The organism is Chryseobacterium sp., assembly GCF_041914225.1.
Lineage (GTDB): Bacteria > Bacteroidota > Bacteroidia > Flavobacteriales > Weeksellaceae > Chryseobacterium.
The window spans coordinates 44994-71970 of the sequence record NZ_JAYSDT010000018.1; the positions used below are offsets into that span (position 1 = coordinate 44994).

Annotated in this window: 30 protein-coding genes; 10 read left to right on the forward strand and 20 right to left on the reverse strand. The window is 36.8% G+C overall.

Annotated elements, in window-relative coordinates:
- Positions 1 to 383: 383 nt before the first annotated feature.
- The 8 genes from ACE3RB_RS10130 to ACE3RB_RS10165 form a co-directional block, all read right to left on the reverse strand.
- A complete protein-coding gene (locus ACE3RB_RS10130) occupies positions 384 to 1028 on the reverse strand; it encodes a DUF2306 domain-containing protein (protein ID WP_374464114.1) in 645 nt (214 codons plus the stop codon).
- 71 nt (positions 1029 to 1099) lie between these two features.
- Positions 1100 to 1681: a GDP-mannose pyrophosphatase NudK gene (gene nudK, locus ACE3RB_RS10135; RefSeq protein ID WP_374464115.1), complete on the reverse strand. Its 582-nt coding sequence runs from the start codon at positions 1679 to 1681 to the stop codon at positions 1100 to 1102.
- A complete protein-coding gene (locus tag ACE3RB_RS10140; protein ID WP_131434355.1) occupies positions 1668 to 2027 on the reverse strand; it encodes a DUF4406 domain-containing protein in 360 nt (119 codons plus the stop codon). The genes nudK and ACE3RB_RS10140 overlap by 14 nt, the downstream gene beginning before the upstream one ends.
- Positions 2028 to 2079: 52 nt before the next feature.
- Positions 2080 to 2670, reverse strand: a complete 591-nt coding sequence (locus ACE3RB_RS10145) for a Crp/Fnr family transcriptional regulator (protein ID WP_374464116.1) — start codon at positions 2668 to 2670, stop codon at positions 2080 to 2082.
- A 7-nt stretch (positions 2671 to 2677) separates the two neighbouring features.
- Positions 2678 to 3586, reverse strand: coding sequence for a TIGR01777 family oxidoreductase (locus tag ACE3RB_RS10150; protein WP_374464117.1), 909 nt, complete (start codon positions 3584 to 3586; stop codon positions 2678 to 2680).
- Positions 3587 to 3607: 21 nt separating this feature from the next.
- On the reverse strand, positions 3608 to 3952 hold the full coding sequence (locus ACE3RB_RS10155; RefSeq protein ID WP_374464118.1) for a hypothetical protein: 345 nt from the start codon (positions 3950 to 3952) through the stop codon (positions 3608 to 3610).
- Between the two features lie 10 nt (positions 3953 to 3962).
- On the reverse strand, positions 3963 to 4550 hold the full coding sequence (locus tag ACE3RB_RS10160; RefSeq protein ID WP_374464119.1) for an HPP family protein: 588 nt from the start codon (positions 4548 to 4550) through the stop codon (positions 3963 to 3965).
- Complete coding sequence (locus ACE3RB_RS10165) at positions 4551 to 5405, reverse strand: arginase family protein (protein ID WP_374464120.1); 855 nt, start codon at positions 5403 to 5405, stop codon at positions 4551 to 4553.
- Between the two features lie 637 nt (positions 5406 to 6042).
- Here ACE3RB_RS10165 and ACE3RB_RS10170 point away from each other — a divergent pair.
- Positions 6043 to 6828 (forward strand): GLPGLI family protein, encoded by a 786-nt coding sequence (locus ACE3RB_RS10170; RefSeq protein ID WP_374464121.1) that lies wholly within the window; start codon positions 6043 to 6045, stop codon positions 6826 to 6828.
- 74 nt (positions 6829 to 6902) lie between these two features.
- Here the strand turns inward: ACE3RB_RS10170 and ACE3RB_RS10175 are convergent, their stop codons facing one another.
- A complete protein-coding gene (locus ACE3RB_RS10175; protein WP_374464122.1) occupies positions 6903 to 7262 on the reverse strand; it encodes a helix-turn-helix domain-containing protein in 360 nt (119 codons plus the stop codon).
- A gap of 349 nt (positions 7263 to 7611) precedes the next feature.
- On the opposite strand from ACE3RB_RS10175, the gene ACE3RB_RS10180 reads away from it, so the two are divergent.
- From ACE3RB_RS10180 to ACE3RB_RS10210, 7 genes are all read left to right on the forward strand, one after another.
- Positions 7612 to 7944 (forward strand): single-stranded DNA-binding protein, encoded by a 333-nt coding sequence (locus tag ACE3RB_RS10180; protein ID WP_332386569.1) that lies wholly within the window; start codon positions 7612 to 7614, stop codon positions 7942 to 7944.
- 14 nt (positions 7945 to 7958) lie between these two features.
- On the forward strand, positions 7959 to 8414 hold the full coding sequence (locus ACE3RB_RS10185) for an HRDC domain-containing protein (protein WP_374464123.1): 456 nt from the start codon (positions 7959 to 7961) through the stop codon (positions 8412 to 8414).
- 122 nt (positions 8415 to 8536) lie between these two features.
- Positions 8537 to 9907 (forward strand): histidine--tRNA ligase, encoded by a 1371-nt coding sequence (gene hisS, locus ACE3RB_RS10190; RefSeq protein WP_374464124.1) that lies wholly within the window; start codon positions 8537 to 8539, stop codon positions 9905 to 9907.
- 143 nt (positions 9908 to 10050) lie between these two features.
- On the forward strand, positions 10051 to 10647 hold the full coding sequence (locus tag ACE3RB_RS10195) for a PH domain-containing protein (RefSeq protein WP_374464125.1): 597 nt from the start codon (positions 10051 to 10053) through the stop codon (positions 10645 to 10647).
- Entirely contained in the window at positions 10640 to 10861 is a 222-nt protein-coding gene (locus tag ACE3RB_RS10200) for an SHOCT domain-containing protein (protein ID WP_374464126.1), read from the forward strand. Before ACE3RB_RS10195 ends, ACE3RB_RS10200 begins: the two co-directional genes overlap by 8 nt.
- Before the next feature lie 16 nt (positions 10862 to 10877).
- Positions 10878 to 11519: a GNAT family N-acetyltransferase gene (locus ACE3RB_RS10205; RefSeq protein ID WP_374464127.1), complete on the forward strand. Its 642-nt coding sequence runs from the start codon at positions 10878 to 10880 to the stop codon at positions 11517 to 11519.
- Between the two features lie 71 nt (positions 11520 to 11590).
- A complete protein-coding gene (locus ACE3RB_RS10210) occupies positions 11591 to 12382 on the forward strand; it encodes a class I SAM-dependent methyltransferase (RefSeq protein WP_374464128.1) in 792 nt (263 codons plus the stop codon).
- Positions 12383 to 12527: 145 nt separating this feature from the next.
- On the opposite strand, the gene ACE3RB_RS10215 is transcribed toward ACE3RB_RS10210, so the two are convergent.
- The 3 genes from ACE3RB_RS10215 to ACE3RB_RS10225 all read right to left on the reverse strand — a co-directional run bounded on the left by ACE3RB_RS10215 (position 12528) and on the right by ACE3RB_RS10225 (position 14854).
- Entirely contained in the window at positions 12528 to 12764 is a 237-nt protein-coding gene (locus ACE3RB_RS10215) for a YtxH domain-containing protein (RefSeq protein ID WP_002979055.1), read from the reverse strand.
- A 99-nt stretch (positions 12765 to 12863) separates the two neighbouring features.
- Entirely contained in the window at positions 12864 to 13706 is an 843-nt protein-coding gene (locus ACE3RB_RS10220; protein ID WP_374464129.1) for an isoaspartyl peptidase/L-asparaginase, read from the reverse strand.
- A 260-nt stretch (positions 13707 to 13966) separates the two neighbouring features.
- Entirely contained in the window at positions 13967 to 14854 is an 888-nt protein-coding gene (locus ACE3RB_RS10225) for a cyanophycinase (protein WP_374464146.1), read from the reverse strand.
- 201 nt (positions 14855 to 15055) lie between these two features.
- Between ACE3RB_RS10225 and cphA the strand changes: the two genes are divergently transcribed.
- Together cphA and ACE3RB_RS10235 are read left to right on the forward strand one after the other, a co-directional pair.
- The gene (gene cphA / locus ACE3RB_RS10230; RefSeq protein ID WP_374464130.1) at positions 15056 to 17686 is read left to right on the forward strand and encodes a cyanophycin synthetase; all 2631 of its coding nucleotides are present in this window, start codon (positions 15056 to 15058) and stop codon (positions 17684 to 17686) included.
- Between the two features lie 180 nt (positions 17687 to 17866).
- Positions 17867 to 18280: an N-acetylmuramoyl-L-alanine amidase gene (locus ACE3RB_RS10235; protein ID WP_374464131.1), complete on the forward strand. Its 414-nt coding sequence runs from the start codon at positions 17867 to 17869 to the stop codon at positions 18278 to 18280.
- Between the two features lie 160 nt (positions 18281 to 18440).
- On the opposite strand, the gene ACE3RB_RS10240 is transcribed toward ACE3RB_RS10235, so the two are convergent.
- The 8 genes from ACE3RB_RS10240 to ACE3RB_RS10275 all read right to left on the reverse strand — a co-directional run bounded on the left by ACE3RB_RS10240 (position 18441) and on the right by ACE3RB_RS10275 (position 26943).
- On the reverse strand, positions 18441 to 18899 hold the full coding sequence (locus tag ACE3RB_RS10240; protein WP_374464132.1) for a hypothetical protein: 459 nt from the start codon (positions 18897 to 18899) through the stop codon (positions 18441 to 18443).
- A gap of 22 nt (positions 18900 to 18921) precedes the next feature.
- Positions 18922 to 20100 (reverse strand): hypothetical protein, encoded by a 1179-nt coding sequence (locus ACE3RB_RS10245; protein ID WP_374464133.1) that lies wholly within the window; start codon positions 20098 to 20100, stop codon positions 18922 to 18924.
- A gap of 214 nt (positions 20101 to 20314) precedes the next feature.
- A complete protein-coding gene (locus tag ACE3RB_RS10250; protein ID WP_374464134.1) occupies positions 20315 to 21148 on the reverse strand; it encodes a type 1 glutamine amidotransferase in 834 nt (277 codons plus the stop codon).
- Between the two features lie 33 nt (positions 21149 to 21181).
- Entirely contained in the window at positions 21182 to 22303 is a 1122-nt protein-coding gene (locus ACE3RB_RS10255; protein WP_002979064.1) for a carboxylate-amine ligase, read from the reverse strand.
- Between the two features lie 30 nt (positions 22304 to 22333).
- Positions 22334 to 23287, reverse strand: a complete 954-nt coding sequence (locus ACE3RB_RS10260; RefSeq protein WP_374464135.1) for a RimK family alpha-L-glutamate ligase — start codon at positions 23285 to 23287, stop codon at positions 22334 to 22336.
- 59 nt (positions 23288 to 23346) lie between these two features.
- Entirely contained in the window at positions 23347 to 24060 is a 714-nt protein-coding gene (locus ACE3RB_RS10265) for an alpha/beta hydrolase-fold protein (protein WP_374464136.1), read from the reverse strand.
- A 111-nt stretch (positions 24061 to 24171) separates the two neighbouring features.
- On the reverse strand, positions 24172 to 25386 hold the full coding sequence (locus ACE3RB_RS10270) for an acetyl-CoA carboxylase biotin carboxylase subunit family protein (protein ID WP_374464137.1): 1215 nt from the start codon (positions 25384 to 25386) through the stop codon (positions 24172 to 24174).
- A 141-nt stretch (positions 25387 to 25527) separates the two neighbouring features.
- The gene (locus ACE3RB_RS10275) at positions 25528 to 26943 is read right to left on the reverse strand and encodes a leucyl aminopeptidase family protein (protein WP_374464138.1); all 1416 of its coding nucleotides are present in this window, start codon (positions 26941 to 26943) and stop codon (positions 25528 to 25530) included.
- Positions 26944 to 26977 lie beyond the last annotated feature (34 nt).

Genomic DNA, 26977 nt, shown 5'->3' on the forward strand with positions numbered 1-26977 from the left:
CTTAATTGATTTTGCATTTTTTATACAGATTTTGTAGAACAGTTTTCATTTGGCTTTTTTATTTGCATATTATTAGCTCTTAAATCTCGTCATAGCAATGGATACAGAGAAATTGCAACATGCAATAAAGCAGGATTTCTGTTGACGATTGCTTTTTCTGATTTAAAATAATAGATTTACATGAATTAATAAAACATCCATGATATATTACATTTTTCTTCTTTGCATTCTCGCTGTTTTTGCAGGTATTTCTTACCTGATTATGCGTTTTTTCGGTAAATGGACTAAGAAGAGTAAATACGAATTGTTATTTAATACTTTAATATTCATTGCTTCATTCTTTCTGATTTCATTTTTCAGCATTTATATTTTTCTGTCAAATGTTAATTTTTCCCGATAACAGAGGTATTTTTTGTGAGCATTAAATAAGCAATAAAAAGATTGATCAAAAGAGCAGCCCAGACATTCAATCCATAAAAGAGCTCATAGTCATGACGGGTTTCATTGTACAGCAGATTTTTTATGATTCTGAAAGTAATTGCAGTGGTGGTCACCGCGTAGCTTAAAGTCATATACATTTTATGCCTGCTTATATTTCCTTTTTTTACCGAAATTACGGCGGCAATGGTAAAATATGCCCAAAGCACATCCTGGATCAGAAATCCTGTAATCCCGATAAGACCTCCGTTTGAAAACAATCCTAGAACGAAACAGGCAGGAACATTAATGATGAGAATATTATAGACATATATTTTACCAATGACCTTATGAAGGTTTCCGCTTTCCGCTAAAAGCCGGCTGGAAAACTGAGTAAGACCGGCCAGAAGGCAAAACGTTATGGAAAAGATGTGGACGTAGAAAAAAGCCATCCAATATGGATTGTTGACAACTTGTTGTTTAAAAGCCAGAAACCCAGTATTTTTATCAAAAGAAGTGTATTGGGAAATCACTTTCAGCATCAGGATACTGAAAAGGAAGATTAAAAATAAAGCTGCCGCTTTAAGGATTTTTATTCCCAAAGATTTCATAGATAAACTTTTCTGAGTAACGATTAAATCTAACTTTCCAAAATGTCAATCATCGTTTATCAATCATCATTTTACATAATTCCTTTCAGCCGTAAGTGCTGAAGAAGCATAATCGTTTTAGCATCTTTGATCTCTCCGCTATCAATCATTTCCAGGCTTTTTTCAAAAGAAAGTTCAAGCACCTGTATATTTTCACCTTCTTCTTCCAATCCTCCGCCATCATTTATTTTCATTTCATTCGAATATTCTGCAATAAAAAAATAAAGAATTTCAGTTACGGATCCGGGAGACATATAGGCTTCAAATACCTTCTCTACTTTCGAAATCTTATATCCGGTTTCTTCTTCCGTTTCCCGTTTTATACAATCTTCAGGATTATCATTATCCAGAAGTCCGGCACAGGCCTCAATAAGCATTCCAGTGGGATTTCCGTTGATATAAGTAGGCAGCCGGAATTGTTTCGTAAGGATTACCGTATTTGAAAGTTTGTTATAAAGAAGGATAACCGCTCCGTTTCCACGGTCATAAGCTTCTCTGCTTTGAGTTTCTGTAGTTCCGTCCTTTTTGCGGACAGAAAAAGTTACTTTATTTAATGTGTACCAGTTGTCTGATAAAATTTCGGTTTTAAGAATGGTAATATCAGGATTTTGCATATGGGATATCTTCTATGTTATAATAAATGGTTAGTCCTCTTTCTTTAGCTATTCTTACGTCCTCATCAGCGCCTTTGGATGCTCCTTCTATACGGAGTACTGCATCACATTTTTCAAGCAGGGCATGAGCCACGGGATACTGTATCTCCTGCCATGCTTCATCACCTATTTGGGTAGATCCTGCAAGGTGTATCAATGGTAAAGCAACCCACTCTCCGATAATAGGAATGTGCCCCTTTCTGAAGATAGGGAGCGCAACAGATTCAAGACGGTTAAGATTCTGCTGAATCAGTTGCGGATCATCGTTCGTTCCGCTGCGGTAAGGACCTGCAATAAGTATAAACATAATTTTTTTTTGTAAAATAACAGAACTTTCAGGATAAAAAAAATAATATAGCTTAAGAACAACTGTTTTTTTGTTTGTTGGACTTTATAAGGCTTAAAAATTCAGGAGTAATGCCTAAATAAGAAGCAATTTGCTTTTGCTTGATGCGTTTTACCGCTTCAGGGTATTTTTGAAGAAAGTTAAAATAACGCTCTTCTGCTGGTAAAGACAGGTTTTCAATCGTTCGGAGTTGCTCCCTGATATAAGCATTTTGCATCATGATTCGGAAAAAACGTTCAAATTTCGGGACCTTGAGATAAAGCTCATCCAGATGATCTTTCTGAAGCTGCAAAATACTGCTTTTTTCCAATGCTTCAATATTCAGCATGGCAGGTTTTTGATTGATAAAGCAATACATATCGGTAATCCACCAGTCCGCCACAGCAAACATGATGGTAGACTCCTTTCCCGAAGCATCCATATGAAAAGCCCTTAGAATTCCTGACTGAACAAAATTGATTTCTTTACAAACTTGTTGGTGCTCCAGAATCAATTCTTTCTTAGCCAGCTTTCTTTCTTTTAAAAGAGACAAAAAATAAGATTTTTCGTGATGGGTAAGCGAAATATGCCTGGAAATATTTTTTATAATTAAAAGTTCTTCCATTATTTTGCTATTGCTTCTTTAATATATCCCGTAAAGCCTTTTCCAGATCAGGAAACTTAAAGTGAAACCCGGTATCCAGAATCTTCTGTGACGAAGCTCTGGAACCTTCCAGTATGGCCGAAGCCAGTTCGCCAAATATCAGCTTTAAAACAAATCCGGGAACATTAGGCATCCACAAAGGTTTACCAAGTACTTTAGCAATTTTTTTTGTAAGTTCTTTATTCGTGGCATGTTGAGGAGAAACGGCATTGTAAACGCCTTCAATAGCAGGATTTTTTAAAGCAAACTCATAAATAGAGCAAATGTCCTCAATATGAATCCAGGGCATATACTGTTTGCCAGTTCCCAAAGGAGAACCCATATAATATTGAACCGGAGGAACCATTTTCTTTAGCGCTCCGTCTTTTTCAGAAAGAACCACAGCTGTCCGTATTTTAACAACTCTTTCTGCCAGGTCCTGTTCTTTAAAATCATCTGCGGCTCTTTCCCATAAAACCACTACTTCACTTAAAAAATCATTGCCGGGCGGATCGGTTTCAACATAAATTTTTTCTGAAGTTTTGGTACCGTAGAAATTAATTCCTGAAGCTGAAATAAAAGATTTTAATTTAATCCTGTTTTTTCTTAAAGCGGTCCGGAGCAGTTCTGCAGAATCAACGCGGCTGGAAATCAGTTCTCTTTTTCTTTCCGGTGTCCAGCGCTTTTCTGAAATGTTGGCTCCCGCCAGGTGGATGATGTGGGAAACATTATCAAAGGCAGTTTCATCCACAGTTCCTTTTTTAATGTCCCATTCATATCCATTTTCTTGTTTCCTGTTTCTGGTCAGAAACCTGATTTCATAGTCTTTACCTATCTTCTTGGCCAGTTCTTTGGCAATCATACCACCAGCTCCGGTAATCAGAACAACTTCTTTCATATAATATTGTTAAGGTGTAGTTTATGCCTGATTTTTTACAATCAGTACAAAGTCATCTTCCAGCAGTTTATAACCGTAATCATAAATAAACTTGTATTCAGAACCGTTTTTATAGACTTTCAGGTTGGTAAAATAATCAAAATCAAAACCCAAGCCATCCAGCCGGGATTTAGGTACTTTTGTTTTACCATCTGTATTAATCTCCATAAGGATGCGGTAATTTTTGCGGAGTTTGTTGTTTACATTCCGCATCAGATTATTAGAATCCTTATTCTGCTTATTGTTATAGGCGTTCCGGCAGGCGTCGTTACAAAACTTTTTATCAGACCTTCCGATGATTTTTTCGCCGCATTCCATGCAATTCATGATCTTTATTTTAGGTGATGTGTGTGTCTTTTTTTAGCAGTTTTTTAAACCTGCTGTGAGTAGGGTAGCTCCTGTTGGGGGTAATGTTATTAAAGAACAAAGCCACAAGCAGAAGGATGATGCATCCTGAAAGAACAGGGGAGACTACATACCAATACCCTAATTCAGGGATTTTTCCCGTAGAACTTACGGCAATCAGGGCGGTAGCACCACCAGGCGGGTGCAATGTCTTTGTATATTGCATCAGTACAATAGAGAAAGCCACTGCCAGAGGTGCCGAAAGCCAGATGGTATGCGGAACAAACTGGTATACAGTAACTCCTACCAGTGCCGACAGGACATGGCCGCCAATAAGGTTTCTGGGCTGTGCCAACGGACTCTGGATGGCTCCGTAAATAAGAACACTTGACGCTCCGAAAGAACCGATCAGGAAAATATTTTCAGTTTCAGCCAGTGAATGAGACTGGATAAATGCAATAATCCCAATCCCAAAAAACGCACCTAAAAATGACCAGAAATGCTCTTTATAATCAACAAGCGTTTCTTTATAGATTACGTATTTTGAAACTCTGAATGTTCTTTTTATACTCTTCTTCATTTAGTCTTCTTTATTTTTTATAATTTGAATTAAATTTTCTACAAACGGTCGGGTATAAATCCCGTCCTTATCATAATCAGGATCAAGAATAGTAATTTCAATGCCCAGGCATAACGGATTCTCAATCAAAGGTTTCAGTATTTCCTTTAGATCATCATATCCGATTCCGTCCTCCATTCTGCTGTCTACAGCTGGCATGATCTCATCTTTCAGAACATCCACGTCAAAATGGATGAAAAAACCATCGAGCTTTTTTTCGTCAACCATTTTCAGGAAATAATGAATTCCTGAATTGAGAATCTGGCTGACATATTCTTCATCATCTGTTTCTGCATTTCCGCAGCAGAAAACATTTTCTTCAGAGATATAAGGTTTTAAACCATTAATATTGGTTAGCTTTTCAGGGCCGTTTCCCGTAATAATGGCGAGATCCATGCCTGCAATGCCGCCGGTTTCAGAAAGTTCAGGTGGAATAAAATCTGTATGACCATCCAGGTAAAAAATACCGAAGTTTCCCAGTTTTTTCAGTGCGACAGCATTTCCGATCAGGATGCTGCAGTCACCACCCAAAATGATGTTGAAGCTATTCTTTTCGTAATGGCTTATAATACAGTCAGCTTGTTTTTGAGCATATTCAATAATCTGTTCTGAATTTCTGACTTTTAATTCTTCATCAAAGTGCATGGAATACTCCGGAGCTTCGAGCCTGAAAACGTTTTTGGGATTAATTCTTTTATGAAAATCAAATTTACTGAGCCAGTCCGGAAGTTTCCGAACGCCGGGCTCTGTCTCATGTTCCTTTTTTGTAAATCCCAGATTGAGAGGAAACTCAAAAATATTGATGTTCCTTATCATAAAAGAATTTTCACAAAGATACGGAATTATCCGTTTGCAAATGGATAAACAGGTGATTCTGTATTATATAATGCTTCATGTTTTGAAAAACTCAAATTCATTACTGTTTTTGTTTCCTCTTCAATTTAAAATTTTTCCTGATTTATATATTTTGTTATTTTAATTTATACACTTATATAATTGCAATGAAAAATTATATTTTACTGACATTACATAAGACTATATTTTTTTAATGTATATGTGTTGTCTGTATTTAAATGTCTGTTTTATAGATATTTAACATAAAAAAAATAATTCACAATTAATTCGATTTATTATATATTTTTGAAAAGAATTTTTTAACTTAATACTAATCATTAAAAAAACAATTATGAAAAAAACGTTATTATTAGGTGCTATTCTATTAACAGGTATAGTATCTGCATTCCCTTTCAGGACGTCTTGTGGAACGGTTGTAAACGTAACTCAAACAGAAGGGTATACGATGGATGGAACAAATAACAAGCTTTTTAGAATTTGTTAATTATAATGAATGTGGTACTAGACCCAAAGGAATAACTCTTTATATTCATTAATTAATCCTAATTCAAAACTTCAGGCAAAGCATTATTTATGCTTTGCTTGTATTATTTAAACTATGAAAATTTACTACAGTCTGTTTTTATTTTTCTTTATAATCATTATTAAATCTCAATCAGGGTTTAATGTTGTTTATGAAGCTGATTACAAATTAGTTTATAAAAATCAAACCAAAAGTGCTATTACTCAGGATGCTGCGTTTGCTCTTTTGATAAACGAAAAAGAATCTTACTATAAAAACATGAATCAATATGTCGGAGATTCACTTCGTTTAGAAAAAAAGCTTCATGAAAACAGTCCGATTGAAGAACAAATGAAATATTCTTCCGATTTTCCGGAAAATATAGGAACAACAATAGGAAAGATTTATGTAACATTTAAGACATCTAATGAATACTTTAAATATGAAGAAACAAATAATATCACTTGGCAGCTTATAAATGAATTTAAAACAATAGGAAAGTATAAATGCCAAAAAGCTATAGCAAAAAAATATGGTAGAACCTGGATTGCTTATTTTACTAAAGAAATACCCTTTCCTTTTGGTCCATACAAGTTTAGTAAATTGCCAGGTTTAATTCTGGAAGTGTTTGATGACAAAGATGATTATCATTTTACGATGTACAATTTCAGAAAAAGGAAATATTATTGTAGTTCTGCTAATTTACATCCTAATGCTAAACCAGTGAAAAAAGAAAAAATATTTGACTATCAAAGAAAAGAATTAACTGATCCCACTCTTTATAACAAATTCATTGAAGATCCTGAAGAGCGTCGTTCTCTTCTTAAAAAAGCAGGAAATAGAGCAAAACAATACAATCCAATGGAATTAAGCATATACTAAAAAACATCTCTAAAAAGATGTTTTTTTTATTAATTGAATTTATTGTAATCTATCAAAAATTGTTTTTGTGCTTTCTATTTTTTCAGTCTTTCAATTTCCTCTTTAAGCAGACTGATATATTCCTGCATCGTTTTAATGATTTCTATGCTTAATTCATTGCTGATGTTAGTAGTGTTATTATTACCAATGTTTGCTAGAGAGCTATCATTAAATATAGGATTTTCAACGACGAATTTTACTTCATCTTCTTCGTAGATTTCCTCAACAGGAACTGATAAAAATTGGGCAAGTTTGTTCCATTCTGTCTGTGTAATAGATACAGCACCACTTTCTTTTCTGCTATAATTGGAGACATCAGTGGGGATTACTTCAGCCATTTGCTGCTGGGTAAAACCCTTCATCTTTCTTACTGTACGGAGTTTTTCTTTTTGCATATCAGACATTTTTACAAATTTGCAAAAAAAAATTAAATTAAATAGAAAAAAAATCCCTGTTAATACATCTGTTTTTCTATGTTTTTGAATGAAGGAAAATATTTTTAGATCAGTTTTATTTCATTGATTTTTTAATGGAATACCAGAGATTTATGTCTTTTAATCCTGATGAATCTTGCTTCATATAGAATACTTTTTTGTTTTTATATCCGTTTACAAACGACTACAAACGGATTTAAATAGTTTATAACCGACTGTGCTATCAGAACATCGCAATCTTTGCAACAGAGATTTGAGAAAAACAGTGAACGTCTCTTATCTGAATATTAATCTTTAAAATCTAAAAGTTATGTCACTAAGAAACAAAGTAACATTAATTGGTTACACAGGAAAAGAAGTTGAAATGGTAAACTTCGACAACGGAAATGTAAAAGCAAGCGTATCCTTAGCTACCAGTGATCATTACACAAATGCCAGAGGAGAAAAAGTGGAAGAAACACAATGGCACAACCTTATTGCCTTTGGGAAAACAGCAGAAATTTTTGAAAAGTATGTTCCTAAAGGAAAAGAGATTGCCATAGAAGGAAAGCTAACCTACAGATCATATGATGACAAGGATGGGGTGAAGCGGTATATCACAGAAATTCGTGTAGACGAGATTCTGTTATTGGGAGGGAAATAACTCTAAAAACACAAATGATGAAAGTAAAAGTTTTTAAAATCAGGCTTCCCGAGGAATTCCTTTACAAAGACCAGAAAATGCTGGATGATTTCCTGGAAGCCAACGAGATTATGAAAGTAGAAACGGCTTTTGTAAGTGAAGAGCGCTATTGGTCTGTAATATTGTATTTTGAAGACTTAAAGCCTGTAAAAAGTACAGTAAAAGAACCGAAAGGAGTAAAATACTCTGCAGAAAGCGAGACTTTGAATATGGATGAAGAAAAAATACTGGATGCTTTGAAGCTCTGGAGATCAGAGAAAGCAAAAGAACAGAATCTTCCTACTTACTTTATTGCCAGTAATAAAGAACTGGTATCTGTAGCCAAGTATAAACCTGCCAAAAAGGAAGAGTTGCTGGAGATCAAAGGGTTCGGGAAGCATAAGATCGAAAATTATGGTGAAGAAATTCTTGAGATTCTTGAAAGCATATGATTTTTTGAAATAATTGATAACACAACAAGAAAAGCTGAAGGAAGATTTTCTTCGGCTTTTTTATGCTGTGTAAAGTCCCTGCAATTCCTTACTTTTGCATTTATCAAAATGACATACAAGAAATGAAGCCAAGTTTAGCAAAAGGGACGAGAGATTTTACGGCACAGGAAGTTTCCAGAAGAAAATATATCATTAATATTTTACAGAATAATTTCGAATTATTCGGGTTTCAGCCATTGGAAACTCCAAGTTTTGAAAATCTTTCTACACTCACAGGAAAATACGGAGAAGAAGGTGACCGCTTGATTTTTAAAATTTTAAATTCAAGCATCAATGAAGCAAAAGACGAGAAAAAGATTCAGATGCTTCATGATTTCCAAAAAGCATTGGAAAAACCATTCAGTGCAGAAAGCCTTACCGATAAAGCTCTTCGCTATGACCTTACTGTACCTTTTGCAAGATTTGTAGCAATGAACCATGGAAAACTGACTTTTCCATTCAAACGTTCGCAAATTCAACCGGTTTGGAGAGCAGACAGACCTCAGAAAGGAAGATTCAGAGAATTCTATCAGTGTGATGCAGATGTGGTGGGAAGTGAAAGTTTATTACAGGAAGTAGAGCTGGTTCAATTATATTTAAAATCATTTGCTGATCTGAAAGTTCCTGTAACCATTCATATGAATAACAGGAAGATTCTTTCCGGCTTGGCAGAATATGCAGGAATCACAGATAAATTGATTGACTTTACTGTAGCATTGGATAAGCTGGATAAAATCGGTAAAGACGGAGTTGTTAAAGAATTACTGGAAAGAGAAATTTCTCGGGAATCTATCGATAAATTAGACTTCTTATTCAGCCAGTCTGATGACGCGTTGGAAAACCTTCTTCAGCTGAAAGAGAAATTTGCAGGAAATGAAATCGGACTGAAAGGAGTAGAAGAACTGGAGTTTGTTCTTACCCAGTCTCTGAACCTTGGAGTTGATATCCAAAACCTTGTATTCAATATTACATTGGCCAGAGGTCTGGATTACTATACAGGAGCTATCTTTGAAGTGAAGGCAGATGAAGTTGCTATGGGATCCATCGGGGGAGGCGGAAGATATGATAACCTGACTGAAGTTTTTGGAGTGAAGAATATTCCAGGAATAGGAATTTCATTCGGATTAGACAGAATCTATCTGGTAATGGAAGAACTGAACCTTTTCCCTGAAGAAGCATCAGCCAAAATAGAATATCTGTTTGCTAACTTTGGAGGTGACGGAGTAACGGAAGCTTTAAAACTAATGATGCAGCTGAGAGCAAAAGGTATCTCAGCAGAACTGTATCCTGAAAATGCGAAAATCAACAAGCAGTTTACTTATGCAGAAAAGAAAGGTATAAAGAATCTTGTTTTCCTTGGTGAAGAAGAAATTAAAAATAATACAGTTACTTTTAAAGATCTGGAAGCCGGAGTACAGAAAACAGTTTCTCTAGAAGAGTTCTTAGGAGAATAATTTTTTTAACTATATAAAAAACGGAACAACTGCAAAATTACTTTTGTGGTTGTTTTTTTTGATGGATGCTGAGAATTTAAATACTTTTGAATAAAAAAGAAATGACTAATAATTGTGCATTTTGTAAGGCAGAATTAACATCTATGGATACGCTTCTGGGAGCCAATACGCTTTCTGATGGCAACGTTTTATGCAATAAGTGTTTGAATATAGCAACGAATATTAATGAAGAATTACTGTACAACCTGAATAAGTTCAGCATTGTTGATATCAGTAAAATTCTGAATAATGAAAAACCTGAGTCTGCAGAGGTTGCAGTAATTGCAAATCAGAATCTTCCGGCGGTAACAAGCACTGATTCAGGACAGATCTCAAGAGAAGTTTATAAAAGAAGACACCGCAAAATAAAGCAGGAACTGGAAAAACTGCGTGCCAACCTTTCTATTTTCACCAAAGGAGAAATCAAAGAACTTCCTTACCTGATTCCTGAAGATGAGCCAATTATTGCAATTACAGATGCTCAATTTGTCAACACGTTAGCTGCAGGAATATTAGTGGCAACATCCAGAAGATTGATTTCTGTTTCAAAATCAATGTTCGGGGCAGCAGAAATCAATGATTATCCCAATGAAACCATCAAAGCGGTAAGTTTTGTAACAGATCCCAGATCGCCCATAATTAAACTGCATCTTGATGAAAAGATTGCAGAATTTGAATGTTTTATGGATAAGTATGGATAAGGAAGATGCAGAAAAGTTCTATGATACGATAAAAACTTTCTATAACGCACCACAGCAACTATCTCCTAAACAAACTGATACCGTAAGCAAAGGAACTGTTTCATCAGAAGAGATTTTTAATCAGCTTGAAAAATTAGGGAAACTTCGGGAAAACGGAATTTTGACCGACGCAGAATTTACAGAGCAAAAAAAGAAATTGCTGGAACAATTATAAAAAAACTTTTAATACCATGAAGGATAAAGTATCAATCGTAGAAAACTGGCTTAAGGGATGGTGTTTATCAAGAGAAGTATCTTTTCCTGTTCAATATAAATCAGGTTTCAGAGTGATTGTAGGAGATGAAAAGCAAAAAGAACGTTTTGTATTTCCTGAACTTAATGAGGATTTTTTTCAACTTGCCCACTCAATTGATGAGTCCTGGATTTATCTGAAAGTATCTACTGCTCCTGAAGAATTCATAGAAAAAATTTCTGAAAGATGGGTACTGCAGCCACAAGGTTATATGATGACCTGTTTTCACCCGATGCATTTCAGGGAAGTCAGTCTTGCAAAAGGATATCACCTGGAGTTTTCTGAGTACAATACAACTTTTGTGGTCAGAATTGTGACAGAAAGTGGTGGACAGGCTTCTATAGGATGTGTTTCTCTTATAGATAACCTGGCTGTTTATGACAGGATTGTTACCGAAAAAGATCATCAGAGGAAAGGTCTTGCTACTTTTTTATTGAAAGAGCTTGAGAATATTGCTTTGTCAAAAGGATTTACAAATAACCTTTTAGTGGCAACGGAAGAAGGAAAACTATTGTATGAAACCTTAGGCTGGAAGGTGTATTGCCTGCATACTTCCATTGTAATTCCGTCTCAAAGCTAGGTTCTCTCAAAAAGCAGTAATTTAGATCTTTGAACTATAACTATAAATAAAAAAATGAACCTTGTTAAACAATGGAAAACTACTTAGAAATAAATAAAAAATCGTGGAATGCCAAAGTAGAACCACATCTGAAATCGGATTTCTACTTTGTAGATGAGTTTTTGAAAGGAAGGACTTCTTTGAATTCAATTGAACTGGAGCTTCTTGGAGATATAAAAGGAAAAAATATTCTGCATCTGCAGTGTCATTTCGGGCAGGACTCTATTTCCTTGTCAAGAATGGGAGCAAAAGTTACCGGAATTGATCTTTCTGATAAAGCGATTGATACAGCCAGGGATCTGGCACAGAAATGCAGTACGGACACTGAATTTATCTGTTCAGATGTTTATGATCTGCCGAATATTCTGGATCAGAAGTTTGATATTGTTTATACCAGCTATGGTACAATAGGGAGGCTTCCTGATCTTGAAAAGTGGGCAGAAGTTATCAGTCATTTTCTGAAGCCGGGAGGAAAGTTCATTATGGCAGAGTTTCACCCTGTTGTCTGGATGTTTGATGATGACTTTACTAAAGTAGCTTACAATTATTTCAATGAAAAACCAATTGTGGAAACCTATAAAGGAACTTATGCAGATCAGTCTGCGCCTATCGTACAGGAATATGTTATGTGGAACCATTCTTTAGCAGAAGTTCTTGATAATTTAATTAAAAAGGATCTGAAACTGCATACTTTTCAGGAATTTGATTGGTCACCATATCCTTGCTTCAGGCATGTGGAAGAATTTGAAAAAGGAAAATGGAGAATTCCTCAATTCGGAAATAAAATACCATTGGTATTTGCTTTGGTTGCAGAGAAAAAATAAAGATTTAATTTAACCATTAAGATCAGGTAAGTTTTTAAGGAAATTAAGAGAAAGAATATTTTAATTTAAAATAAAAAGTCATCGCAATTACTATTACGATGACTTTTTCCTATATATGAATGTTAAAAAAACTGCTCTTATTGGTTTAGCTTAGGGAGTCCTCAGCCTTTGTTTTTACTTCGTCCACTTTACTCTGAACCTGGGAAGCAACATCATTGGCTTTGCTCTTAAGGTCATTTCCCCATTTATTCAGATTATCTTTTGCCGTATTGATTTTGTCTTTTACAGCCTGTTGATCTTCAGGGCTCGAATTCTTATATTTCCAATAAGCTAATGCACCTAATCCTAGTAAAGCTAATAAGCCTTTTGTCTTGTTTCCCATGATTTCTATTTTTTTTAGTATTAATATTAAAATTTGTTGTTATGAATAATGTAAAATACGTGCCAAAAAAATAAATGGACCCATAAAAAAATGTTAAATTTAAGAAAAGACTTCAAAATTTTTACCGTCAAAACTGGCGAAAACCATAGTAGGATAGGAGTCCTGGTGATAAACATTTCCCTCTTTGTCAATAGCGATGGCACCTGCGAACCCATCAATGGTTTTAAGTTCGTCAAATGTTTTGCTAAATGCCTGCTGAAGGTTCATCCCATCTGTAACCCTCGTTACAATTTTTGCAGCAGTTGCATTGCTTACAATATCTTCACCTACACCTGTACAGCTTACCGCACAGAAGGCATTGGCATAATTTCCGGCCACAGTGGCAGAATCTGAAATCCTTCCGGGAATCTCAAAGCCTTTTCCGCCTGTGGATGTTGCAACGGCCAATTTCCCTTCATGATCTATTGCCACACACCCTACGGTTCCTTTGCCTCCGTTGGCAAGTTTGGCTTCATATTCTTTTCTTCTCTGAGGAATTTCCGTAGAGAAATTTTCAAAACCATGCTCCGTAGCGTAAACTTTTGCGCCATGACCTCCCAATACTCTGTCATCCTCACCAATCAGGCTTTTGGCAACAAAAACAGGGTTCTTCACATCCTGAATATTGATAACTCCGCTTAGTTTCTGAGTATCTCCGTTCATAATTGCAGCGCTCATGCGGATAACACCGTCACTCTGGATCTGAGATCCGATTCCGGCATTGTATAAAGGATCATCTTCAAGCAGCGAAACAGCATAGGCAACAGTATCAAAAGCTGAATGGGTTGTAAGATAATCAAAAGCTTTTTTGGCAATTGATTGTAAAGAATTTTGTTTTGCTGTTTTTACTTCGTGGCTTTGGTCACTTTCAGAGAAAAAGCCGCCGTGGATAATGATTTTCATAGAATAAGAGTTGATGAATATTTTTACGAAGGTAATTTATTAATAAAAGATAAAAGATAAAAGATAAAAGATAAAAGATAAAAGATATTGTCGTTAAACAACTATTATGCATCCGGATATCAGCATCAATAGAGGTGGGCTTTAGCCCGCCTTACAATAAACATATTAAATCCATTGGTTTTAGCCAAAACTTAAAATATGATGTTAAATAAAAAAACGGAACCAAGGTCCCGTTTGTATAGCTATATTTATTTGTTGCCCTATTTATCCTGTGGAATAGGATTAAACTGCGAATTCTCAATCGTCAGCGTTTTGGTCGTAAGATCGTAATGATCATTCATAGACATGACATGTACCGTCAGATTATCAATAGAGATCGGTTCCCCAAGGTTAATATTGGTAAGATTGGTATCTTTAATAAATCTTCCGTCTACCAGAATCACAAGACCTGAACCTACAGCTGTCATTACATCATTATGAATGAAAAGTCCTGTATCTTCTCCCAGCCCGATTCCTAAAGTTCTTGGATTGTTGACCACTGCCTGGAAAAGACGCCCGATTCTGCCCCGCTGTACAAAGTGGGTATCAATAATGACATTATCAATTATTCCTAATCCCTGTGTGGTTTTGATTTCTCCTTTCAAAAGTGCTTCAGAGCTGCTTCCCTGATAAATCATATTTTCAGAAGCTGCGGCAGCACCTGCAGAAGTCCCGGAATAAATAAAGTCCTGTTCCTGATATTTCAATAAAACCGTATCATGGAATCTAGTTCCTCCAAGAATAGAAGTCAGCCTCAGCTGGTCTCCGCCGGTGAACATCATGACATCTGCAGCATTGGCTCTTGCTACCATCGCATCAGAATTAGCTTCTTCGCGGTTATGGATATCAAGGACATTTACATTTTTGGCACCAAGAAATTCAAAAGCTTTTTTATATTCAGAACCTACAATCTGGGGAATCTGAGAAGCGGTTGTTACAATTTCAATGACAGAGTTTTCCTTAAGTTTTGATTCGTTGATGATCTTTCTTAAGATCCCACGCTCAAAAAAATTAAGATTCTTTTCGATATTCTGGTCGTAATCGGTTTCAGCAAAACTGCCTTTGTTTACAGCACCTCCGATAACTATTAATTTTCCAACAGGTTTCATCATTGTACAAAATTAAAAAATAATTCACATTCACTGGCTAAATTCGTGCCATCTTTAGTTGATTTTTAATGTTTTAAGAATGTTAATTAAAATTAATCCTTTTTTAGCGAATCTTTAAGTATGGTATGGTTTTGTTTAGGGTTTTACATTATCTTTGACTATGAAACGAGTTATTGTTAACTGTTAAAATGCCAATAGACTATGAAAATCGAAAAGATTCAGGCACTAAGAGGTCCTAATATCTGGAGCATCAGAAGAAAGAAGCTGATACAGATGAGGTTGGACTTAGAAGAAATGGAGAATTATCCTACCAATAAAATCGAAGGATTCCGGGAAAGGATTGAAAAATTAATCCCATCATTAATAACACACCGATGCTCGGAAGGAGTGGAAGGCGGCTTTTTCCATAGAGTGGAAACGGGAACCTGGATGGGACATGTCATTGAGCATATCGCCCTGGAAATACAGACTCTTGCAGGAATGGATGTAGGGTTTGGAAGAACCCGCGAAACAAAAACTCCGGGAGTGTATAATGTGGTATTCAATTATATTGAAGAAAACGCAGGTATTTATGCTGCAGAAGAATCTGTAAAGATTGCTGAAGCATTGATAGAAGGAAAAGAGTATGATTTGAATGCATGTATTCACCGGTTAAAAGAAATCAGGGAACGTGTCCGTCTTGGCCCTTCTACCGGAAGTATTGTAGAAGAAGCCGCTTCCAGAAAAATCCCATGGATCAGATTGGGAACCAATTCCCTGGTGCAGCTGGGTTACGGAGTGAACCAACAAAGGTTTCAGGCTACGATTACCGGAAACACAAGTTCTATTGCCGTTGATATTGCCTGCAATAAAGAATTAACAAAGAGAATGCTTCACGATGCTGCTATTCCCGTTCCCATTGGAGATCTGGTAGTGGATGAAGAGGGATTAGATGCTGTGATCAGGAAAATTGGGTATCCGGTTGTTTTAAAACCTTTGGATGGCAACCACGGAAAAGGCTCTTCCATTAATGTGAACGACTGGGAGGCTGCCAAAACAGGTCTGGAGCATGCGCAGAAATATTCAAGAAAAGTAATTGTTGAAAAATATATTACCGGTTATGATTTCCGTATCCTGGTAATTAATAATAAAATGGTGGCTGCGGCAAGAAGAGTTCCTGCCCATGTTGTTGGAGATGGGGAATTAAACCTTCAACAGCTTATTGAAAAAGAAAATAAAGATCCGAGAAGAGGCTATGGGCACGAAAATGTCCTTACTGAAATTGAGGTAGATAAAGATACCTTAGAATTGCTTGATAAGCTTCAGTATACTTTGGAAACCGTTCCTCAGAGGGGAGAGGTGGTGTATCTGAAATCTACTGCCAATCTTTCTACGGGAGGAACATCTATTGATGTAACAGATATGGTGCACCCGGAAAATATCACGATGGCTGAAAGAATCTCCAAAATTATCGGGTTGGATGTCTGCGGAATTGATGTGATGGCAGAAAACCTTACACAGCCTTTAAAAGAAAGTGGAGGAGCAATTATTGAAGTCAATGCTGCACCGGGATTCAGAATGCACCTGGCACCAAGTGAAGGCTTACCAAGAAACGTGGCTGCACCGGTGGTAGATATGCTGTATCCACAGGGAAAACCTTTTACCATCCCAATCATTGCGGTAACGGGGACCAATGGAAAAACGACCACAACAAGACTTATTTCGCATATTGTAAAAAGTAACGGATATAGAGTGGGATTCACAACATCAGATGGAATCTATATTCAAAATACCATGCTATCTAAAGGAGATACTACAGGACCACTTTCTGCAGAATTTATTCTGAAAGATCCTACGGTAGAATTTGCAGTGCTGGAAACTGCAAGAGGTGGAATCCTGCGTTCAGGGCTTGGCTTTTCACAATGTGATATCGGGGTGTTGACCAATATTGAGGAAGATCACCTGGGGATGAATGACATTCACAGTTTAAAAGATCTTACCAGGGTAAAACGTGTTGTACTGGACAGCGTTAAAAAGAACGGATGGAGCGTATTGAATGCTGATAATGAATATTCCATGAAGATCGTGAATGACCTTGATTCTAATGTGGCGATTTTCAGTATGGATGAAAACAATCCTCATATCGTAAAATTTGCCAAAGAAGGAAAGATCACCTGCGTTTATGAAGAGGGTTTTGTAACCATTAAGAAAGGAGACTGGAAAATCAGAATAGGAAAAGCAAAGGATTTCCCGATCACGATGGAAGGTAAGGCCAGATTTATGATTGAAAACGTATTGGCGGCCAGCCTCGCAAGTTATCTGTATGGATTCGGGATTGAAGACATTTCCAATTCTTTGAGAACCTTTATTCCGAGTGCCCAGCTTACTCCGGGAAGACTGAATGTTTTTAAATTCAAAAACTTTAAAGTACTGATCGACTTTGCCCACAATCCTGCAGGATATGAAGCGATTGAAGATTATCTGAAAAATGTTGAATCTACCAAGAAAATCGGGATTATTTCCGGTGTTGGAGACAGAAGAGATAATGATATCAGAGAATGTGGAAAGATAGCAGGCAGAATGTTTGATCATATCATCATCCGAAACGAAAAGCACCTTCGCGGAAGAACCGAAGATGAAATTAACGGATTGATTATTGAAGGAATGCAGGCTGCAGGAAAAGATGTAAGCTATGAGATCATTCCCAAGGAAATAGAAGCATTGAAACATGCCATAGGAATGGCAGAAGAAGGAACATTTATCACTGCTTTAAGTGATGTTATTTCCAATGCTATTGATCTGGTTCAGGAATATCAGGCGCGGGAGCTGCTGGAAGACGATAAAAATATATAGAAAAACCTCCGGAATTTCCGGAGGTTTTGTTTTTATAACGTTCTCAGGCTGTTTTTGTAATATTTGGAATTTTAAATACATAAAAAAGAGATAATCACGGCAGTTAAAATAGGTGTTTTTCCTTCACTGTTTTGGGACTTACGGGTTTAATTTTGTTCATTAATAAATAAAATGAAATCAATGAGACCAATCAATTACATCGTTTTACATTGTACAGCAACACAGCCAGATGTTAAAATAGAAAGCATTAAAAGGTATTGGAAGGAAAACCTGAAATGGAAAAATCCAGGGTATCATTATATGATAAAAGCTGATGGAGAAATAGTAAACACTCTGCCAATTGATCAGGTATCCAATGGAGTTGCAGGGTGGAATTCCCAGATTATCAATATATCATACATTGGAGGTATTGATAAAAATAACCATCCAAAAGATACAAGAACGGAAGAGCAAAAAAAGTCTATTGTCAAGCTCTTAAGAGAATTAAAATCAAAATTTCCTAAAGCTAGAATTCAGGGACACAGAGATTTTCCAAATGTTCATAAAGCCTGCCCCAGCTTTGATGCTAAGAAAGAGTATGCTGGGTTATCATAAGCTGAAATACTGCAAGGACTTTTTAAATAGCTTTTTATAGTGCTTATGAAAATATAGCGTATATGTTATTTTTTTATCCTCCTTTGTTGTGGATTTTTTATGATTAAAGTGGTTTTCAAGAATAAAAAAATAAAACCTCCGAAATGTCGGAGGTTTGTTTCTATAAGTTTTCCCAGGTTGCCTTTATACTCTGCATTTTCTTAAGATAAAAATATAAAGGAATGAGTTCTAATCTAAGTGTAAAGCTGATCGTTGGAACGGTGAAAGGGATAATGGCCATCATGATGAGACAAATGGCAATCCCTATGATCGCATCAGCTATTGCTGCCTGTGGCGCCCATTTTTGTTCAAACCAAAGTCCGTAGGCTACAATACCTTTGAACAGAAACAAAGAACAGATCAAAAGTCCTGTCATTGAATAAGGATGATCAGCCTTCATTCCATATAAAGATAAAGAAGTGTTAGTGATCAGAAAGCCCGCCATTAGTAATACAGCAGCTACTGCGCCTCCGATTAAAAAGATCCATAGGAAAACTTTAATCCAGTTAGGTAATAGGTCTCTTCTTCGTGCTGAGACGTTGTTGTCAAATTCTGTGAAACGTGTTGATGTTTCTTCCATGTATTATTAGTTTTATAAGTTATTATCCAAAAAAAGCATTCGAACTTCCGATCCAGATGGCATCTTTTTTATTGAAATCTACATTTACCATTGCGGCTTTAGTCATTCTTCCAAGATTTTCCAATAGAATAGGACGTTCATCATTTTCCCGCCAAATATACAATAAACGGATCTCTGCTTTCGAAAAATCTCCGTTAATATCTTCAAAAATCGGTTCATAGTACACTTTTCTCTGCAGAATATAGTTTTCTTTATCCTGAATAGAGTCTGTAATTTCGCGGGTAGGGTTTAAATTAACTCCGCTTCCTGCGAATGAAAACAATGGTTTTAATACAAAATTTTCAAGGTTTTCATGCTCCGGAAATTCATGCAGAAAGTAACTCTTTGGAACAAACTGATGCTTTAATAAAGGCAACAGAAATTTTGAGATTTTAAAGAACCAGTTCGGGTGCGTAATCCATTTAACATCCACTTCTTCCAGGAAATCAAATTCTGTGGTAAGATCCGGAATATTATCCAGTTCATCGAATATGACTCTGTTATAGATTCTTTTGACCTCTGTAAGCTTGCCATCATTTTCATAATACAGCTTTCGTCCATCCTTCTTTACCTTTGTCAGGCATACGGTTTTAATTCCTATTAATTTCTCTGTAAGCGCAAAATCAATGGACGTTTTTTGTTTTTCAGGAAAAATTTCGAGCAAAATTACATTTTCAGGGTTTTCGTCGCCTACAATCAGCTCTTTTAAGTAGTTTTTAAAGGTTTCATGAGGCATTGGGTTTCTGATCTCTGAAAGAAAAGGGTAAACCTCACAGTACGTTTCTTCATAGACTTTTTGAAAAGCATACAAAGAAGGGAAAGCCTGAAGTTCTATCAGCTGAGGTTCTATGGCTCCGTTTTCACTTTTGCAGACTCCAAAATCGATGGTGAAAAAATGGGGTTGATCTGTATCATTGGGAACCCTGCAGTTATCAGGAATAGTTTTTTGAAGCAATTCTTCCGGCATTGCCTTAATCTGGCTGATGATACTTTCACTGGCGTCTATGAGCTTACTCTCAAATTCTTTAGTCAGAAAAATCGGACTTTCTGAAACTCTGAAAGCAGGTGCTGTACCACCTTTTTCTGCCAATATATCTTTGAGCTGACTGTATTTTTCATCCGAAAACTCCTTATTAAACTGTTTTCTGTATTTTGGAATCATATTTTTTTTCTTTGTGATGTTAAAAAATCGAGCATTGCTGCCCGATTGTTATATGGTAAGAAGCTGAAAGCTGGGAGAGGAAAGTTCTCAATTCTGAAATTTAAATTATTAGTTTATAAATAAAAGAATAATCAATAATCAATAATCAATAATCAATAATCAATAATCTTAACCGATATTAACTTCCAGCATCCTTCTTCCAGCTTCCATCTTTTTAAGCCAAAGTTTCAGCTTTCTTCAAAATGTTTTTTTTTGCAAACTGAAGGAATCTTGGGAGAATCTGATGTCTGGTCAGAATAATTTTATCTTCATCATCTATTCTGTCCATGGTTTCAAGATATTTCTCCATACCGAAATTTTCGATCATGGCCTCTTTATTTTTTTCGTCTTTCAGATTTTCGATCAGAGATTCAGGATTGGCTTCCGGATGAAACTGTGTCCCGAATATCTCTTCGGAAAAACGAACGGCCATTACCGCTCTTTCAAGGTTAATATGAGGACGGAATTTTTCAATCGCCATGATAGTCATTCCAAGTTCTTCAAAACGGTTATGATCCGGTTCAATAAACTGATAAGCTCTGGAATCTACCGCATAAAAAGGGTCCTGAAGATTTTTGAATAAAAATTCGTCTTTGCCCTCTTCTGTTTTATGAACAGGCATTACCCCGAAAGAGTAGGACTTCCTTTTGCAGATATTTCCCAGGTTCCAGTGAATGCTTGCCAGCTGGAATGAATGGCAGATCAGGAAAAGGTACTTTTTATCTTCATGATATTTATTGTGTTCGAAAACGGCATCCAGAAAATCAGCATATCTGTCTTCCCAGGCAAGACCTTCCCGATGCGGGTTTCCAGGGCCGCCTGAAGAAATAAAAATATCAAAATCTCCAATTTCAGGCATTTCATCTTTATACCTTACATCAAACGTTTTGATCACTACATTTTCTTCAGAGTTCTGCTGAAAAGTTTCGGAAATCTCTTTAATGTTTCTAAAACCTTGATTCACATGATTGTTGTTCATGTCCAGCAGAGCAATTCGAATATCTTTCATTACATCATATTTTTTGTAAAGTTACCAAAAATATTATGAAGCCGGTTCACCATGGGTTATGCCGTACTCCGTTTCAGAGATCATATAATCAACGACTTTCGTCAGATCACCTGTTTCCTTAAAGATCTGAAGCTGTCTGTCTGCACCGGTTCCATTTTCAAGGATTTTCCAGGCATATTCAACTTCTTTGCGGCATCCCAGATCGTCTACCACATCGTCAATAAACTCTAAAAGTTCTTTCAATAAATGTGGGTAGGGAACCGATTCTTCTTTTCCGAAATCAATCAGATGTGCTTCAATACCGCTTTTGGAAGCCCGCCATTTATTTTCGTTTAGCAGCAGTCTTCTGTAGCTTCTGAAGCTCAGGTTTTGCTGATGAAGTTTATAAATTTTTGCCACTAAGCTCTGCATAATGGCTGCAAGGCATACGGTTTCGTCAATCCTCAGAGGCATGTCACAGATTCTGAACTCAATTGTAGGGTAGAACGGATGCACCCGTAAATCCCACCAGATTTTCTTGGCATTGTCTATGGTACCGGTTTTTACCAGAAGATCTACATAGCTGTCGAATTCTGCCAGAGAGTTAAAATAACTCGGAATACCAGTTCTCGGGAATTTGACGAAGATTTCCTGACGGTAAGATTTAAAACCTGTATACCTTCCGATCCAGAAAGGTGAATTGGTAGAAAGTGCATAGACGTGAGGAAGAAAATAACGCATCACATTCTGGATTCTTACCCCTTCTTCACGGTTGGGAATTCCAATATGAACATGCAGCCCGAAAATAAGGTTTTCACGGGCAACATCTCCCATATCATCCACGATTTTAATATACCTTTCTCCCTGGGTGATATTATTTTCCGACCAATGAGAGAATGGGTGGGTGCCTCCTCCGGAAACACGCAATCCCTGCTCGTGGGCGATATTGATAAGATGACGTCTTAAATTTGTTAATTCAGCTCTGGCCTCCTGAATATTCTGGCAGATTCCCGTTTCCATTTCAATCATGGATTCGTGCATTTCGTGCTTTAAATTTTCACTTAAAACCGCTTTGCCGCCTTCAATGATTTTTGAAACGTGAGAAACCAGATCTCTGCTTTCCACATCAATGATCTGATATTCTTCTTCAATTCCAATAGTAAACTGATGATGCATTTATTTTGTGTTTTTTAATTCTTTTCAAAATTATTTAATGGAATCTTTCACAAAGGTTCCCCAGGCAATATTGGGTTTTCCCGGAATATATTCTTTAGCTTTTTCTATAGCCAGTTTTGCAGCGTGTTCTATGATCCATGCAAAATTCTCTTCCCCTACAGAGTTTCTGTCTGCGTCAGGAGCGGGATTACAGAAATCAATCGCATAAGGGATACCGTCTCTTACCGCAAACTCTACCGTATTGAAATCATATCCCAGGGCCTCATTCATGGTAATGGTATAGTCATGAATGGTTTTCAGGAGTTTTTCAAGCTCCTTTCCCTCTGTTTTATGGGTAGTGGCATATCTTAAATGTGGTGCATTTCTCGGTTCATATGGCATAATATGAACATATTTTCTACCCAGGCAGTAAACCCTGTAATAATCATCAAAGATAATTTCTTCCTGTACCATCATAACCAGCTGTTCTGTTTCCCCTAATTTGTTCCAGAGATCATCAGGATTTTCCACTCTGTACACGTTTTTCCAGCCTCCTCCGTCATGAGGCTTCATATAAGCAGGAAACCCTACATAATTGAAGATATACTCCCAGTCATGCGGAAATTTCAGGTTCCTGAATGAAGTTTCTGAAGTATTATCCGGTCTTTCATGCGACGGAAGCAAAACCGTTTTAGGAAGTGGAATTCCGAGTTTGGACATCAGGGCATTGTTGAAAAATTTCTCGTCAGCGCTCCACCAGAACGGATTGTTGATCACATAGGTACCGTTAAGCGCAGCATTTTTTAAATAAGCTCTGTAAAAGGGAACGTCCTGTGAAATTCTGTCGATAATCACTGCATAGCCATAATCTGCACCCTGTTCCAGTTTATCTATAATAACGGGTTCAGCTATGATTTCTCCACCTCCCAGTTCATTCACTTTGTCTATAAATACCCAGGGAAAAGTGTCTTCCATACCGAAAAGAATTCCTACTTTTTTTGTCATAATTTTTGTTTTTAAGGTGGGTGTAATATTTTTTCTATTTGTCTTTTTATTGCTTCATTTTAAGAGAAAAAGGCTCCAATAAAGGTAGGGAAAACCATTCTCCACAAAGGCCAGTCGTGACCGATCCATTTTCTTTCATCATACCAGAAGTCTATGCCTTTTATCCTGAGGATTTCAGCCATTTCAACATTTTTGTCTTTGCAGATATCCTGGTCTGAAGTGCTCAGTACAATATGCATATGCTTGTATTTCCAGGCCTCATCATTCCGGACAAACTCCCTTGGGCAGTTGAAATATACCAGATCATCAGAATAACCGTCCATAAAATTCCTTATACTGAAGGCTCCCGAAAGACAAAACAGATGAGAAACCACATCCGGAAACCTGAAAGCAAAATTAGCAGCATGATATCCTCCGAAACTCGCTCCGGCAACTGCCACACGATGCGTTTTGTGGAGTTTTTGGATATAAGGCACGAATTCCTGAATCAGAAACTGTACATACCGTTCATAGTTTCTTATTCTTTGCTGCGGAGATATCTTATCATCATAAAAGCTCCAGCTGTCGATGGTCTGTACATTGTAAAGTTTTACTTTTCCCTGTTCTATAAACCAGTTGATGCTTCCGTTAAGATGAAAATCATGATTCTGGGTATACTGTCCCTGGGAAGTAGGGAATATGATGATAGGGTAGCCGTAATGCCCGGTTACTTCTACCTTGAGACTTGTTCCCAGTATGTTTGAATAATAGTCTGTATGTTCTATGTGAGGCATTTTCCTTGTTGGGTTTTATCTTTTCTAAATTACATTTTAGCAGAGAATCTGGGATCAGATTGTATATTATGAATTCAATAACATTTTGAACATCAATGTTACGCTTCATTTTTAAGAGCTCAGTTTGTTGCTTTTGGGAGGAAGGATATTCAGCATATCTGCATGGATCATTTCTGCCGCAGAATCAAGTCTGTCCTGCACAACAGAAGGATCTCCTGATTTATAAACAATCCCGACATGATAATCTATGGGAAGGAACTTGACAACTTCTTCACATTCAAAATGGGTATAGTCCGGTTCTTTATCTTTAATCAGGGCTACAATCAATCCTGAATAGTATCCTGTGGGTGGAGAAACGCTGTAATCATTACCTCTCAGAAGGGCATCTTCAATTTTAGCCCATTCTCTCCATATATTGATGCTGCTGGATGCTTCTACCAGATCCGGAATATGGGCGCCGCCCACTCTTGAGGAGGTTTCAAGGAAATACCACTTTCCGTCTTCTTTCCCTCGGATAAATTCTGTATGGGTGGCTCCGTTAACAAGCCCGAAGTTGGAAAGGACTCTGGCATTTATTTCTTCCAATGCTTTGAACTCTTCAGAATATCTTCCTAAAGTTTTGGATCTGAAAACACCACCTTCATGGGAAACCTGCATTGGAGGAGCCAGATATTTTGATGCTGAGGTGAATACGATTTTTTTATTAAAAGTAAGGCTGTCTACATGGTAAACATCTCCGGGTTTAAAACTTTCCAGTAAGAAAAGATGACGTTCTTCTCCAAGAGTTTCCAGGGCTTCAAGAAGCTGCTCTTTGGACGTTATTTTCTTAATCCCCGATGCCGATGCTTCGGAACGCGGCTTTAATACCCACGGAGCGGGTACACGGTCCGTAAATTCATCTACTTCATGATCATTGAACACAGCTGTAAATTCGGGAACACTGATCCCGGAATCTTTTGCTTTCTGCCGCATAGCCAGCTTATCCCGGAAATATCGGTGTGTAGTTTGTCCCATCCCGGGAATACGGAATGTTTCTCTGATTAATGCAGCTTTTTCAACATCATAATCATCCAGAGCTACTACAGCATCTACTTTGCGGGTCTTCATTAGGTGGGAAAATCCCTGAATCAGATGCTCCAGATTCCATACGGACGGTTTAAGCTCAGGCATGTAAAACACCTCATCAATAGCGTGCCATGGCCAGTTTTTCTCTTTGAGATTTTCAGAGGTTACCAGAATAATTTTATTGCCGAGCTTCTTCATCTCGTCCATAAAATCATAACCTTTGTAATAGCACGAAATACATACGATAGTTTTCTTCTCCATATAATGTTTTTAAAGATTTAGTGAATTTTCAAAAATAAAAGCATTTGTTTATTATTTTATTAATACTAAAAAATGTAATATCGTGCGGTTTTGAAAATTCACTAATCAATTATACAGAGTTTTTTTGTAAAAAACTAATTTTTAGTGATAATTTTCAATTAAATTCGCGAGCAGCTGAACTCCAAAACCGGTTGCTGCTTTTTCCTTAGCATATCCCACAGCTCCAAAGGCTACTCCTGCAATATCAAGATGAGCCCATTTAGGATGGTTTTCAATGAATTGCTCTAAAAATTTAGCGGCAATAACGCAGTCTCCTACAGGCTTGAGAGAGATGTTCTTCATGTCCGCTACATCAGACTGAATATCGTCTTTCCAGACATCCCATAAAGGAAGATTCCATACCCTTTGATTGGTTTGATCTCCGGTTTTTATCAGATGGTTTTTCAGTTCCTCATTATTAGAGAACATGGCAGCGCAGGTATCTCCGAACATTCTGACAGAACTTCCCGTTAAAGTAGCCAGATCGATAAGTAAATCTGTTTTGTAATTTTTAGCAAGATAAGATAATCCGTCTGCAAGAATTAATCTGCCTTCCGCATCAGTATCAAGCACTTCAATGGTTTTTCCGTTATAAGCTGTGATGACGTCACTTGGAAGGAGAGCCTTCTCAGAAACAGCATTGTCTGTAATAGGCAGAACAGCAATAATGTTCACGGGAAGTTTCATTTCAGCAGCATAGATCAATGTTCCCAACACCGCTGTAGCACCTCCCATATCAGATTTCATATAATGCAGATTGGCAGAGCTTTTTATTGATATACCTCCGGTGTCAAACAATATACATTTTCCTACCAGCCCGAAAGTTTTGGCATTCTTAACGGTAGTTTTATATTCCAGAATCGTAAACGCAGCGTCATAAGCGCTTCCCTGATTGACAGAAAGATAAGCACCTAATCCGAGCTCTTCACATTTCTTTCTGTTGAAAGCAGTATATTTCAGTTCATATTTTTTAGCCAGATTCTTCAGGTATGCACTTAATATATCCGGTTTTTTCAGATTGGCCGGTTTGTTGAGCCAGTCCTGGCAGGCAGTCTGCCCATTAATCAACGCTTCTGTTTTCTGGCTGATATGGTCTAGTTTTTTCTGGCTTAAATTTTCAAAGTGCAATTCAAATTTTGTATTCCAGAAAGTATGTTTTTTATCAAAAGGGTAGTTGTAAGTTCCGGCCAGAAGCCCCTTTACAAATTCCTCAAATTGTTTTTCATTGATGAAATCAGCCAGTGCCAATGTAGGAACTGCCTGAAGTTTTTCTTTATAGGTTTGCGAAAACTTTGCTGCAACCTGCTGAATTTCGAAATTTTGTAAGGCAGATTTTCCCAGTCCGATAAAATAGGTGATTCCTTCTTCATGAGCATTGACAAAAACTTCATACTTCTTTCCTGTGAAAAAAGTGGAAATGTTTTTATTGAAATTTTTACTTGTTTTTGTCCACTCTTCCTCTGTAAATAATTGAAAAATCTGAGTGTAGTTTTTGTTTTTTTTATTGATTAATTTCATAAATAGATATTATATTTCTAAGTCATACAACCGT